The organism is Roseiflexus sp. RS-1 (assembly GCF_000016665.1).
In the GTDB taxonomy this organism is placed as follows: Bacteria; Chloroflexota; Chloroflexia; order Chloroflexales; family Roseiflexaceae; genus Roseiflexus.
In genome coordinates, this window is sequence record NC_009523.1 from 5674740 (window position 1) to 5688311 (window position 13572).

General features: G+C 60.2%; 10 protein-coding genes. 5 read left to right on the forward strand and 5 right to left on the reverse strand.

Annotated features, from left to right (window positions below):
* The first annotated feature begins 177 nt into the window (after nucleotides 1-177).
* Nucleotides 178-1128, forward strand: coding sequence for a ring-cleaving dioxygenase (locus tag ROSERS_RS23255; protein ID WP_011959194.1), 951 nt, complete (start codon nucleotides 178-180; stop codon nucleotides 1126-1128).
* 72 nt (nucleotides 1129-1200) lie between these two features.
* Here ROSERS_RS23255 and ROSERS_RS23260 read toward each other — a convergent pair whose 3' ends face one another.
* Entirely contained in the window at nucleotides 1201-3216 is a 2016-nt protein-coding gene (locus ROSERS_RS23260) for a cation:proton antiporter domain-containing protein (protein WP_011959195.1), read from the reverse strand.
* A 367-nt stretch (nucleotides 3217-3583) separates the two neighbouring features.
* Between ROSERS_RS23260 and mntA the strand changes: the two genes are divergently transcribed.
* The 4 genes from mntA to ROSERS_RS23280 all read left to right on the forward strand — a co-directional run bounded on the left by mntA (nucleotide 3584) and on the right by ROSERS_RS23280 (nucleotide 5843).
* Nucleotides 3584-4042, forward strand: coding sequence for a type VII toxin-antitoxin system MntA family adenylyltransferase antitoxin (gene mntA, locus ROSERS_RS23265; protein ID WP_011959196.1), 459 nt, complete (start codon nucleotides 3584-3586; stop codon nucleotides 4040-4042).
* A complete protein-coding gene (gene hepT, locus ROSERS_RS23270; RefSeq protein ID WP_011959197.1) occupies nucleotides 4017-4415 on the forward strand; it encodes a type VII toxin-antitoxin system HepT family RNase toxin in 399 nt (132 codons plus the stop codon). Before mntA ends, hepT begins: the two co-directional genes overlap by 26 nt.
* Before the next feature lie 205 nt (nucleotides 4416-4620).
* Nucleotides 4621-5295, forward strand: a complete 675-nt coding sequence (locus tag ROSERS_RS23275) for an RNA polymerase sigma factor (RefSeq protein ID WP_011959198.1) — start codon at nucleotides 4621-4623, stop codon at nucleotides 5293-5295.
* Between the two features lie 5 nt (nucleotides 5296-5300).
* Complete coding sequence (locus tag ROSERS_RS23280) at nucleotides 5301-5843, forward strand: anti-sigma factor family protein (RefSeq protein ID WP_011959199.1); 543 nt, start codon at nucleotides 5301-5303, stop codon at nucleotides 5841-5843.
* Between the two features lie 187 nt (nucleotides 5844-6030).
* Here ROSERS_RS23280 and eno read toward each other — a convergent pair whose 3' ends face one another.
* The 4 genes from eno to leuS form a co-directional block, all read right to left on the reverse strand.
* Nucleotides 6031-7320, reverse strand: coding sequence for a phosphopyruvate hydratase (gene eno / locus ROSERS_RS23285; protein WP_011959200.1), 1290 nt, complete (start codon nucleotides 7318-7320; stop codon nucleotides 6031-6033).
* 134 nt (nucleotides 7321-7454) lie between these two features.
* Nucleotides 7455-8528: a phosphotransacetylase family protein gene (locus ROSERS_RS23290; RefSeq protein WP_011959201.1), complete on the reverse strand. Its 1074-nt coding sequence runs from the start codon at nucleotides 8526-8528 to the stop codon at nucleotides 7455-7457.
* A 44-nt stretch (nucleotides 8529-8572) separates the two neighbouring features.
* The gene (gene acs, locus ROSERS_RS23295; RefSeq protein WP_011959202.1) at nucleotides 8573-10669 is read right to left on the reverse strand and encodes an acetate--CoA ligase alpha subunit; all 2097 of its coding nucleotides are present in this window, start codon (nucleotides 10667-10669) and stop codon (nucleotides 8573-8575) included.
* Nucleotides 10670-10841: 172 nt separating this feature from the next.
* On the reverse strand, nucleotides 10842-13529 hold the full coding sequence (gene leuS / locus ROSERS_RS23300; protein WP_041334412.1) for a leucine--tRNA ligase: 2688 nt from the start codon (nucleotides 13527-13529) through the stop codon (nucleotides 10842-10844).
* Nucleotides 13530-13572: the final 43 nt, after the last annotated feature.

Here is a 13572-nt window from a genome sequence, read left to right on the forward strand (position 1 = left end):
ATCCATGCACAGTTCTGAGTCGTAATGATGGAGATTGAGAAATACATCCGGTATGCGCCCTTGCCGTGGGGCTGAAGCCCTCGGCTATGGAATGCAAAGCCCGCCTGCGCGGGCTATGGCGGATTATTTACTCAAAGACCATAATTATACACATCGAGAAACACGAAGAATGTGATCATGAATCTCACAGGTTTGCACCATGTGACCGCTGTAACCGGCAACGCATCCCTGAATCTCCACTTCTACACGCAGACTCTTGGGTTGCGCCTGGTCAAGAAAACCGTCAATCAGGACGATGTATCAGCATATCATCTCTTCTACGGCGATGAGATCGGCAGTGCGGGAACCGAGGTCACTTTCTTCGACTGGCCCCACGCCGGTCCCAACGTACCCGGCATCGGCAGCCTGACCGACATTGCACTGCGCGTGCCGGGACGCGCAGCGCTGGAGTGGTGGGTGCAGCGCTTCGATAACCTGAACGTGCGCCACAGCGGGATCATCGAGCGTGATGGGCGCGCTGCCATCGCGTTCACCGATCCCGAAGGTCAGCGTCTGATCCTGGTGGACGACGACGGCGCACCAGGCGGCGCGCCATGGCGCGATAGTCCCGTGCCGCCAGAGTATGCGATCCGCGGTCTCTTCTCGATCACGATCATTGCACGTCAACCTGAGCCGCTGGCGAACACCCTCACTCAGGCGCTCGGCATGCGGATGGCAGGCGAGTACATCCAGACGGATAACCTGGAACGGCGTGTCCTGGTCTTTGCGATAGGGGAAGGGGGTCCTGGCGCGGAAGTGCACGTTGTGATCCATCCCGATCTGCCACCTGCGCAGGTGGGGATCGGCGGCATTCACCATGTCGCCTTTCGCGTCCCCGATGATGAGACACACCTGCACTGGCAGCAGCGCCTGACGTCGCTTGGACTGCGCCCGACGCCGGTGATTGATCGCTACTACTTCCGGTCGCTGTATTTCCGCGTGTCACCCGGCGTGTTGTTCGAGATCGCGACCGACGGTCCCGGCTTTGCCACCGATGAGGATCCGGCGCACCTCGGCGAGCGTCTGGCGCTCCCGCCATTTCTGGAGCCGCACCGCGCCCGGATTGAGGCGGGGTTGAAGCCGTTGTGAGCGGCAGGGACGGAATGCACACGGCGAAGGATACGCGTCGTTCCTGGGCGCCATTGTTAAGCAGGATGCCTCTCAACACGCATCAATTTCGACCGGCGCGCGAAGGGGGACCTGCTGCGTCACCCCAACTGCGTCCGTTTTCGTGCAGAGCGCATGCACCGCCCGGCGCTGTTCGAGCGTTCCCCACACAGCCAGCCGGTCGCCAGCAAGCAGAAGCGCTTCGGCGCCGGGATTGGCAATCACCGCAGATCCGCGCTCGATAGCAACAATGGTGGCGCCGGTGCGCCAGCGGATGTGGTTCTCCCCTATCGTCTTTCCGTCGAGCGGCGACCCGGCTTCGACCGTCATCCAGGCAAGACTGGTCGCTGCGGCAGACTGACGCAGCAGCCGCAGCAACACCTCTTCCTGCCCCGGCAAACGGAGCGGACGATACCCCTGGATGCGCACGGCATCGCTCAACGTATCGATCGCCTCCGGCGGCACATCGCAGCGTAACAGCGCCTGGCGCACCATTTCGATGCCCGCCTCGAACTCCGGTTGCACAATTTCGTCCACCCCAAGCGGTTGCAATTCTTCGATCTGCGCCACATTCGCCGCACGCGCAACCAGTGGCACGGTTGCATTCAACCGGCGCACCTGACGCACTACCTGCTCAACATCGACCCCCCCGGCGACGACGACCAGCACCAGGCGCGCATGCATCAGACCAGCCGCTTCCAGCACGACCGGACTGGCGCCATCGCCGTAGATCACCGGCAACCCTGCCTTCTTCGCCCGCTCGACCGCATTGTAGTCCTGATCGATCACCACGCACGGCAACTGGAGTTGTTGCAGGATTTCGGCGGTATACCGTCCGACGCGCCCGTAGCCGATAATGATAATATGATCACGCAATGGCTGTTCCGCAGCCAGGTGTGCTTCGAGCGTAGCGCGGGTGCGTCGCAGACGCGCTGACAGCGTATCGGCGCCACGCACCGCGAATGGCGTCAACACCATCGTCACAACTGCCGTCGCCAGAACGAGGGTGAATGTTTCCTGACGAATGGCGCTGGCATTCAGACCAACTTCCGCCAGCACGAAGGCAAACTCGCCAATCTGAAACATGCCCAGCCCAACCAGGATCGGAATACCATCAGTATATCCAAAAGCGCGCGAGATCACGCCAAAGATCAGCATTTTCCCAAACGCAACCAGCGCAACCACCAGCAACACAATTCCCAGATGGTCGATCAGGAACGCCGGATCGATCAGCATACCGATTGAAACGAAGAACAACAAGCCAAACAGATCACGGAGCGGACCGATGTCATTGAGCGCCTGATGACTGTGCTCCGACTCACTTAGCACCATCCCGGCAACAAATGCGCCAAACGCAAACGACAGCCCTGCCAGATAAGTCGCATACCCGACGCCAAGACCGATAGCAACGACTGCGATCAAATAGAGTTCGCGCGAATTCCAGGCGGCGATCCGCTGCAGAACCACCGGGATCAGGCGTGTGCCGCCGTAGATCATTAAGGCAAGGAAGAGCGCCGCACGCACAACCGCCCACGCGAGCGTCGTCAGCCCAGCTGCCGGGTCTTGCAAGGTTGGCAGGATGATGAGCATCGGAACAACCGCCAGGTCCTGGACGATCAGCATGCTCATCATAATGCGCCCTGCCAGCGAACCGAGCCGCCCCTGCTCCAGCAGCGTTTTGAGAATGACCATGGTGCTCGAAAGTGCCACAATTGCGCCAAACCAGAGCGATTCATACGCGGGCCAACCGAGCAACTGCCCGACACCAAACCCGAACACCATCGTCACCAGGATCTGAATCGTCGTACCGGCGAGCGCAATAGCGCGCACTTTACCAAGACGGTTCAGATTGAATTCGAGTCCCAGGGCAAACAGGAGCAGCGCCACACCAATTTCCGCCAGCAATTCGATATCATGGATATTGCTGATGGTAATACCGCCGGTATGGGGACCCACAACCACGCCAGCGAGAATGTACCCCAAAATGAGCGGCTGACCAAACCGCTGCGCCACAAACCCGCCGATCAGTGCGGCAACGACGATAATGGCAATATCTGCTGCAATTCCCATATGCGCCTCCTTGCGCAGGTTTCCTTTTGTACAATCGATGCGGTCACCCGCACCTGTGGGATAGACGGCGCAGACTTCTCCTGGGGAAACCGCTCACCACCCTGTCTGGAGCGCAGGCGCGTGGCCTGATCTGGATACGGTGCACGGCTTTGTCATAGACAACGGACACGGGCGTCTGCCTGCATCATTATACATTGTCCAGATGGAGAGCGTCTTTGATGGTGAACATATCCATGCGGCGCCGGTGTTGCACGCGCAGTGCAGCGCATCGTTGAAGTTCCATTGACTCCAACGATCAGGAGATGCTTGACAACGGTTTTCTCCTGCACCTATACTGAGCGGAGTGGCACAAACACTGGATGGCATTATGTCAATGACAGATCAACTCGAACAGGCGCGCGATCTGCTGGCTTCCCACGACGCGATCCTCTTTGCCCTTCTCTTCGGCTCGATGGCAACAGGGCACGCCCATCCGTGGAGTGATGTGGATATTGGCGTCTATGTCACAACCCCGCTATCGCTGCTGGAGGCAGGAAAGCTTACAGCAACCCTGGAGCGCCTTATTGAACGAGACGTAGACCTCCTGGTTTTGAACGATGCGCTGGAACGCAATCCAGCTCTGGCGTACAGCGTTATTGCCGAAGGCATCCTGCTGTTCTGCAAAGATGAGAACGCTTTCGTGTCGTTCAAGACCAGCGCCATCCTGCGGTATCTGGACACAGCCTTCCTCCGGGCAATGGTCACCCAGGCGTTTTACGAACGCCTGGAAGCCGGTCGGTTCGGAAAGGAGAACGAGTGCAATGCAGGCGCGGTTGCAGCGACTTGAAGCGAATGTGCGCGAGCTTCAGCGTTTCCGACAGACATATGCGCTGGAAACCATCAACCGTGATCTGCACCTGCAATGGGCTTTGCGGTATGGTCTTCTCGAAGCGATTCAGATTGTCATCGACACCAGTTGTCATGTCGTAAGCCGGAAGAATCTGGGAACACCTGCGACATACGCCGAATGCATTGAGTTGCTTCATCGTGCCGGATACCTTGATGACAATCTCGCCAGTGTTCTCTCCGGCATGATTGGACTGCGGAATATTCTGGTGCACGAATATGCATCGATCCAGATCGAACGGTTGTATGGATTGCTGGATCGATTGGATGACTTCCGTGATTTTGCCAGGCAGATCGGGCAACACCTGCGGTGAGACATCTCGCACAGGCTGCCTGTAAGGAACATCAGGCGCTGTTGCGCTGGCGTAATCCTCACGAACGTTCAAACCGTTACTGTCCAACCCGCCTGCCCCGCGACCGATTGCAACCTTTTCATTATTGCACTCGTCATGTCCTATTGAGTATATTGTATGCGCCGGTTTGCCGTGTGTCATATCGGCGCTGCGAGGGAGTAGAACGGTGGCTGAGCCATCTGCTGAACTCATCCGGCGCGCACAGGCTGGTGATCCAGAGGCGTTGACGCACCTCGTTCTCAGTCAGCAGCAGTATATCTACAGCATTGCGATGAGCGTGTTGAAAAATCCTGATGATGCTGCCGACCTGACGCAGGAAGCGTTCATCCGTCTCTTCCGCGCGCTACCACAATATAATGGTGAGAGTCGCTTTACGACATGGCTGTACCGCCTGGTGGTCAACCTGGGTCGCGACGAGTTGCGTCGTCGCGGGCGGCAGGCGCCGCTGGTATCCGTGCCGGAAAGCGATGAGGATTTCGATGCGATCGGCACAATTGCCGACGACGATCGCTGGTCGGATCCGGAAGTGGCGCTCGACTCGCAGGAGTTGCGCCAGGAAGTTCGACGTGCCCTGGATCAACTTGAGGAGCATTACCGCCTGGTGTTGACGCTGTACTACTTTGAGGATATGAAGTATACCGACATCGCCGAAATCCTCGATCTGCCGCTCAACACTGTCAAAAGCCACATTCGGCGCGGGAAGGAGCGATTGGCTGCGATTCTTCAGGAACGCGAGCAACCACCCGCAGCGCGGGCGTTGCCTGTGCCGAAGCAACCGGAGACCGGCAGCAGTCCCTTCAGCCCATTTATGCGATTGCCTGCGCCGGTTGGAGGGAGGTAGGCGCTATGTTGAGTTGCGATGAAGTCCGCGCATTGCTGGCGCTTCACGCCGATGCGGAAATCAATGACGCAGCACTCCACGATCATCTCGCCAGGTGCCCGGCGTGCGCCGCATACTACCGGCGCAATCGCGTGATCGACCGAACGTTGCGCGAAGAACTTCGCTGGGACGTGCCATCGGTGCTGACGGCGCAGTTGATGGCAATCGCATTGCAGTCTGCCGCCTTCTCCACCGCGCCGCGTCCCCGTCGCTGGTATGTCGTGACCGTCTATACGCTGACGGCGATGGTTCTGGCGGTATCGCTGGCGGTCGCCTGGACGTTTGGCGGGAGCCTGGTGATGCAGATCGGGTTGAATGATGCACTGGCGTGGGTGTTCGACACACCGGCTCAGTGGCTGGCACAGGTGATGCCGATGCAAACCGGGTCGCAGTGGGTTCTTGAGTTTGCACTGCGGGTGCGCGATCAACTCCTCTGGTTGCTGCTGGCGGCGATCCTCTGGGCGATCCTTGATCGTTCGCCTCGTTCTGCGCTTGCCCAAACGGAGTAGGGGCGCTGCGGCGCCCTGCCTCGATGGGCGCTGCGGCGCCATGCTCCGACGGGCGCTGCGGCGCCATGCTCCGACGGGCTGCAGCGCAGCGCCCCTACTGTATCGGCGTCATGCGCCGCAGATGGGCTGCGGCGCAGCGCCCCTACTGTATCGGCGTCATGCGCCGCAGCGCCCCACCGTCGGCGATTTACCGCCTGATGCGGAACGCCCCCATACCGGCGTAATGCGCTGCGCTACCCAGTTCCTCTTCGATGCGCAGCAACTGGTTGTACTTCGCCACACGATCGGTGCGCGCTGGCGCGCCGGTCTTGATCTGCCCGGCATTCGTCGCCACCACCAGGTCGGCAATCGTGACATCTTCACTCTCGCCTGAACGGTGTGAAACCACCGCCGTCCAACCGGCACGATTCGCCATACTGATCGCATCCAGCGTCTCGGTCAATGTGCCGATCTGGTTCAGTTTGATCAGGATCGAATTTGCCGCCTGTTCGGAAATGGCGCGCGCAAGACGCTTCACGTTGGTGACCAGAAAATCATCGCCTACCAGCTGGATCCGATCGCCGAGTCGGGCGCGCAGCAGTTTCCAGCCCTCCCAGTCTTCCTCCGCCAACCCATCTTCGAGGGAGATCAATGGATAACGCGCTGCGATGTCATCCCAGTACTCGACCATCTCGGCGCTGGTGAGCGATCGCCCCTCGCGCTCCAGATGATATTTGCCGTCTTTGTACAGTTCGGTGCACGCCGGATCCATCGCCAGCATCACCTGTTCGCCTGGTTTGTACCCGGCGCGTTCAATGGCTTCCATGATGATCTGAAGGGCTGCCTCGTTTGTCGGCAGGCTTGGCGCAAAACCGCCCTCGTCACCGACGTTGGTGCTGCCGCCACGGTCGTGGATCACCTTTTTGAGGCTCTGGTAGATTTCGCTGCCCCAACGTAACGCTTCACGGAACGATGGCGCACCAACCGGCATGATCATGAACTCCTGAAAGTCGGTGCTGTTCTGCGCGTGTTTGCCGCCGTTCAGAATGTTCATCATGGGAACAGGGAGCACATGGGCATGGACGCCTCCCAGATAGCGGTAGAGTGGCAGATCGTGCGCTGCCGCCGCTGCTTTGGCACACGCCAGCGAAACCCCTAGAATGGCGTTTGCGCCCAGACGCCCTTTGTTCTCGGTGCCGTCGAGTTCGATCAGTTTGCGGTCGATGCTCACCTGATCGGCGGCATCTTCCCCTTCGAGCGCCTCGGCGATGGTGGTGTTGACGTGCTCAACGGCTTTCAGCACTCCTTTGCCACCGTAGCGGCTCTTGTCACCATCGCGCAGTTCCAGCGCCTCGAACGCACCGGTCGATGCGCCAGATGGCACAATGGCGCGACCCATATCGCCGCTCTCCACATACACGTCCACCTCGATTGTCGGATTTCCGCGCGAGTCGAGTACTTCGCGCGCGGTGATCGCTTCGATGATTGTGTCAGCCATACCTTCTCCTTTCGCTGTTGAGAACTGAGAACCGAGAACTGAGAACTGAGAAAACTGCCCTCGCTTACCTTTTCTTCGCCTTTGCGCTTGCATGACACGGCAAGCTCTCCTATCGGCTATCGGCTATTCCTCGTTCACACCCGCACCAACCCCAATTGATCATACAGGCGGTCAAAGTCGAACGATTCGTCGAGCATCTGGCTAAAGCGGGCGATTTTGGCTGCCTGTTTGAAACGAATGTGCCCAAAGACGCGTTCACTGCGTTCAACGGTTGTCAGGGTGTCGTCGGCGACGATGATGACCGGCACCTTCTGCTCTTCCGCCTTATCCAGCACAGTCGCGGGCGGGCGGATATTGCCCGTCAGCACCAGCACCGAAGTTGAGGTCTCCAGTGCTGCAAGTTGCAGGTCGGCGCGGTCGCCGCCGGTGATAACCGCTTTATTGGCGCGACGACGGAAGTGCGAGAGGGCTGCGGCGCTGCCCATCGCGCCGATCACCAGGTGTTCCACCTGTCGCTCGCACCACTCCGGTCGCCCGATCATCTGCCCGCCCAGGAACTCGAACAGATCGGCGACGGTCACGCTGGCGAGTTGCGGGTCGTGCTGAAGGACGGCGAAAACCGGCACGCCGCGCTGCTCCAGGAACGGCGCCACCCGATTCTTCACGAAGTCGATCTTCGGCGCTTCGACTTCGTTGATCAACACCCCCAGCAACCGGTCGCCCAGGTAGCGTTGCACTGCCAGAATCGCGTCGAGCGAGAGCGGTGACCGATAGAGCGTCACGAGCAGAACCGGCGCTTCCAGCATATCGGAGACCTGATCGGCGGAGAGATCGACAACCGACCCTTCTGCCCAGGTATTGGCGCCTTCCACCACCACCAGGTCGCGATCGCGCGAGATAGCCAGATAGGCGTCACGCAACCGCCGCGCAAAGTCGATAGTTGTCTGCCCGCGCATAATCTGTTCGACCACCCCCTGCGTCACGAGCACCGGCGCTACCCGTTCCAGCGGATCAGGCAGCGCGAAGTGATCGCGAATGAACGCTGCATCATCGTCGTGCACTCCGGTTTCGGTGCGGATCACCGAAACGCTGACCGGTTTCATATAGCCGATCCTGAATCCATCGCGCTGCGCGCGCGTGAGCAACCCCACGCACGTGGCGCTTTTGCCGACAAATGTTTCGGTCGATGCAACGTAGAGGGTAGCCATCGCCTGTCTCCTTGCCGAACGAACACGGGCACGCGCCTTCTATTTCAACCGCGCAGAATGATCCGCGCGTCGAGCACGATTGCACCTTCGCCCTGGTTGTACACCACCAGCGGATTGATGTCCATCTCGACGATCTCAGGAAAATCGGTGACCAGTTGCGCAACGCGCAGGATGATCTCCTCAGCGGTGGCGATGTCGGCAGGCGGTTCGCCGCGAACACCGCGCAGGATCGGAAAGGCGCGAATGGAACGTACCTGCTCTGCCGCTTCCTGACGCGAAACAGGCGCAAGCCGGAAGGCGACATCTTTGAGCGCTTCGACATAGATGCCACTCAACCCAAACGCAATCAACGGACCGAACTGCGGATCGCGGCTGACGCCGACCAGCACTTCCCGTCCTTTGCGCACCTGTTCCTGCACCAGCACCCCCCAGATACGCGCTTCACGACTGTACTTGCGGGCGCGGTATTCGATCAATTCATAGGCGTCACGCGCCTCGTCAGGATCCCGGATGCCGAGTTTCACGCCGCCAATGTCGCTCTTATGCAGAATGTCGGGCGACGAGATCTTCATAACAACCGGGAAACCCAGATGCGCAGCGATCTCTGCCGCTTCTTCCGGCGACTGCGCCAGCAGTGACCGGGGCAACCGCATCCCGTAGGCTTCGATCACCTGGCGCGCTTCGAGTTCGCCAAGTTCGACGCGCCCTTCGCTGCGCACCCGCGCGAAAAGCGCACGTACCCGTTCCCTATCGACATCGAAGTGCACATACTCGCCGGGTGGACGATCAACCCAGCGCCGCTGCGCTACCATTGCACCCAGCGCAGCGACGGCGCGTTCAGGAAAGGGGTAGTTCGGTATCTTATGATCGTTCAGAGTACGTAACGCTTCACCAATGCTTGCCGCACCCATGAAACTCGTTGCAACCGGTTTGGGACTCCCGGCAGACAGTTCCACAATCACGCGCGCGGTTTCTTCCGGCTCGCTGCCCGCCTGCGGCGTAAACAGAACGAGCACGGCATCGACGTTTGGATCATCGAGCGCTGCGCGCAGCGCGACGCGGTACCGGTCCGCGCGCGCGTCACCGATGATATCGATTGGATTATAGACACTGGCAGCCGATGGCAGCGCTGCCCGCAACGCCGCAATGGTGGCGGGCGCGAGTTCCGCCAACCGCAACCCGCAGTGGACAGCAGCGTCGGTGGCAATGATACCCGGACCACCGGCATTGGTAACAATCGCCAGACGATCTCCGGGAATAAGGGGTTGATACGCAAACGCCAGCGCAAAATCGAACAGTTCCTGCATCGAGCGCGCACGCAGCACGCCGCACTGATCGAAGGCGGCTTCGTAGGCATGCTCAGCGCCTGCCAGCGCGCCGGTGTGCGATGACGCAGCGCGTGCGCCTGCCTGCGTTGCGCCGCTCTTGATCGCAATCACCGGAATATGCTTCGTGACCTGACGCGCAACAGCGACAAACTCATCACCGTTACCGATCCCTTCGAGATATGCCAGAATAACCCGATTGTGCACCTTGTCGCATCCCCACGCCTGAAGCAGGGTGACTTCATCCACATCCGCCTTGTTGCCCAGGCTGACGAAGCGCGAGAAGCCGATCCCCTGCACCCTGCTCCAGTCGAGGATTGCCGTGCAGAGCGCCCCCGACTGCGACATGAACGCGATCTGCCCGGCATGCGGGTAGAGCGCCGCAAACGACGCATTGAGGCGCGTGGTGGTATCGATCACCCCCAGACAGTTGGGACCGATCATGCGCATGTTGTAGCGGCGCGTGATCTCCAGCAGACGCTCCTCCAGGACGCGACCCTCCGGTCCGATCTCTTTGAAACCCGCACTGATCACAACCAGCCCGCGAACACCACGTTTGCCGCATGCTTCCGCCACTTCCAGCGTCACGGCAGCCGGCACAACAACCACAGCCAGATCGATCGGTTCTGGAACCTGTTCGACCGACGGGTAGGCTGGAAGGTTCAGAATCTGCGTTGCTCGCGGATGGATGGGAAAGATGCGACCGGAATACCCCGCATCGAGAATATTCTTGAGGATGCGATGTCCCAGTTTCGCCGGGTCAGGTGATGCACCGACAACAGCAACAGATCGCGGCGCGAAGATCGCCTCCAGCATATGCAGCCTTCCTGCTCAGCGACGCCACCGGCGACGCCGGTTCCAGAAGCGGAGTGACGGATCGTCGGGCGTTGCGGATGGCGTATCTTCGTCTCGCTGTCACCGCCACTTTTCGTCAACGCACCCGCTGACCGCGCACATATGCCGGAAACGAACTATTCCCGGCGTATGCTTACACCACGACATTCACCAGTTTCCCTGGCACGACGATGACCTTGCGCACGGTTTTATCGCCGACGAAACTCAGCACACGCGGGTTGGTCAATGCCCATTCGCGCAACTGCTCTTCATCGGCGCCAGCCGGCGCCATGATCTTGCCGCGCAGTTTTCCATTAACCTGGAGCACAATCTCGACCTCGTCGAGCACGAGCGCCGATTCGTCCCATTCGGGCCATCCGGCATCGTACACGCTGCCGGTTCCGCCACACCAGGAATGCACCTCCTCGGCAAGGTGCGGCGCAAATGGCGACAGCAGGCGCGCAAAGGTTGCCGCAGTCTGTGCAAACACCGGAGTCACTCGACCAACTTCGGCGCGGTAGCGGCTCGCCTCGTTCAGCAGTTCCATCAGCGCTGCGATTGCCGTATTGAAGCGAAACTGCTCGGTATCCAGCGTCACCTTTCTGATCGTCTCGTGCAGTTTACGGTAGAGCGCGCGGTCTTCCCCTTCGGGCGCAGCGCCGTTGCCGGATCGCACCATCGCAGCAATCTCGTCGCGGTCAGGACCGAACAGCGCCACAATCCGGTTCAGGAAGCGCTGAGCGCCAGCGACGCCCTCATCAGTCCATTCCATGCTGTTTTCCGGCGGAGCGGCAAACAGGACTACGATTCGTGCCACATCGGAGCCGTACTGACGCACAAATGGACCGACCGGGATGCCGTTGCCAGCGCTCTTCGACATTGTGACCGGACCGGAAACGGCGGTCAGGCCGCCATCGCTCTCTTCTTCGAGCGTGTAGCCGCGTTCCTTCAACAGTGCGCGCGCCTGATCGACGGTTTGCGCCTCAGCGGGCAACTCCAGTTTGCGCCGCAACTCCTCCGGGAAGCGTACCATGCCGGGTGCAACGATGTCGAGCGGTGTGCGAACGCGGCGCTGCACCATCCCCTGCGTGAAGAGCGCCTTGAACGGCTCATCTTCTGGCACCAATCCTTCGTCGTACAGCACCTTGGTGATGAAGCGGGCGTAGAGCAGGTGCAGGATCGCGTGTTCAACGCCGCCGATATACTGATCGACCGGCATCCACTGGCGCGCCGCTTCGCGCGAAAAGATCTCGCGGTCATTCTGCGCGTCGCAGAAGCGCAGGAAATACCACGATGAGTCGACGAAGGTGTCCATTGTGTCGGTATCACGCCGCGCCGGTTGACCGGTTTCCGGATCGATGGTATTGACCCAGTGTTCGGCGGCTGCCAGCGGGCTTTTGCCTTTCGGCAGGTAATCCTGCACTTCGGGCAGCAATACCGGCAATTGATCCTCCGGCACCGGCTTGATCGTTCCATCCGGCAGGTGCAGCATCGGGATAGGGGTGCCCCAGTAGCGCTGGCGGCTGATCAACCAGTCACGCAGACGGTAGGTGACGGTTCCCTTTCCCTTGCCCTGCGCCTCCAGCCAGGCAATCGCCGCTTTGACGCTCTGCCCCTCGCCCTTGCCAACCGGGATGCCGTTGATGGGACCGGAATTGACCATGACGCCATCGCCGGGCCAGGCTTCGGTCATCGTATCACCGTCCAGCGTTTCGCCTGGCGGTTGCACCACAACGCGCACCGGCAAACCAAACTGACGGGCGAACTCGAAGTCGCGCTGATCGTGCGCCGGAACCGCCATAATGGCGCCGGTGCCGTACCCCATCAGCACATAGTCGGCGATCCAGATCGGGATCCGCTCGTCGTTGACCGGGTTGATCGCATATGAACCGAGGAAAACGCCACTCTTTTCGCGGGTGGCGCTGGTGCGTTCGATTTCGCTCTCCATGCGCGCTCTGGCAATGTACGCCTCGACCTCTGCACGGCGTTCGGGCGCTGTCAACTTCGGCGCCAGCGGATGCTCCGGCGCCAGCACCATGAACGTCGCACCCCAGAGCGTATCGGGGCGTGTGGTAAAGACGACCAGCGGCTCGGCATCGGGCGGCGGCGGCGCATACAGATCGGCGCCGGGAGGCAGCGCCAGGAAAGTCACCTCGGCGCCTTCGCTCCTGCCGATCCAGTTGCGCTGCATCGTCTTCACATTTTCGGGCCAGCGATCCAGTTTATCCAGGTCGTTCAACAGACGCTCAGCATATGCCGTGATGCGGAAGAACCACTGCTCCAGTTCGCGCTTCTCGACTTTCGCACCGCTCCGCCAGCTGCGTCCCTCGGCATCAACCTGCTCATTCGCCAGCACCGTCTGATCCACCGGATCCCAGTTGACGGTCGCCTTCGCGCGGTATGCCAGCCCTTTGCGGTAGAGCAGCAGGAACAACCACTGGTTCCAGCGGTAATAGTCAGGATTGCAGGTCGTCACCTCGCGCGACCAGTCGTACATAATGCCTGCAATTTCGAGCGACTTCTTCGACTCGGCGATATTACTGTAGGTCCACTCGCGCGGGTGGCGACCATACTTGATCGCTGCATTTTCCGCTGGCAACCCGAAGGCATCCCAGCCGAAGGGATGCAGCACATCGTAGCCGCGAATGACATAGTAGCGGGTCAGCGCGTCGCCGATCACATAATTCTTTAGATGGCCGATGTGCAGATCACCACTCGGATAGGGGAACATTTCCAGGATGTAGCGGCGTGGCGCCCCCGCGCGTCGCCCGGCTTTGAAAATGCCTTCGCGCGCCCAGAACTCACGCCACTTTGGCTCAATCGACGGATCAAAACGATCCATTCGCCGCTTTGCGCCTGTTTCGCTCACGTGTCCCTCCGCTGAA

What these genes read in the sequence shown, in the direction of transcription:
- ROSERS_RS23255 (WP_011959194.1), top strand. Translation starts at nt 178, where the DNA reads ATGAATCTCACAGGTTTGCACCATGTGACCGCTGTAACCGGCAACGCA.
- ROSERS_RS23260 (WP_011959195.1), bottom strand. Translation starts at nt 3,216, where the DNA reads ATGGGAATTGCAGCAGATATTGCCATTATCGTCGTTGCCGCACTGATC.
- mntA (WP_011959196.1), top strand. Translation starts at nt 3,584, where the DNA reads ATGTCAATGACAGATCAACTCGAACAGGCGCGCGATCTGCTGGCTTCC.
- hepT (WP_011959197.1), top strand. Translation starts at nt 4,017, where the DNA reads ATGCAGGCGCGGTTGCAGCGACTTGAAGCGAATGTGCGCGAGCTTCAG.
- ROSERS_RS23280 (WP_011959199.1), top strand. Translation starts at nt 5,301, where the DNA reads ATGTTGAGTTGCGATGAAGTCCGCGCATTGCTGGCGCTTCACGCCGAT.
- eno (WP_011959200.1), bottom strand. Translation starts at nt 7,320, where the DNA reads ATGGCTGACACAATCATCGAAGCGATCACCGCGCGCGAAGTACTCGAC.
- ROSERS_RS23290 (WP_011959201.1), bottom strand. Translation starts at nt 8,528, where the DNA reads ATGGCTACCCTCTACGTTGCATCGACCGAAACATTTGTCGGCAAAAGC.
- acs (WP_011959202.1), bottom strand. Translation starts at nt 10,669, where the DNA reads ATGCTGGAGGCGATCTTCGCGCCGCGATCTGTTGCTGTTGTCGGTGCA.
- leuS (WP_041334412.1), bottom strand. Translation starts at nt 13,529, where the DNA reads ATGGATCGTTTTGATCCGTCGATTGAGCCAAAGTGGCGTGAGTTCTGG.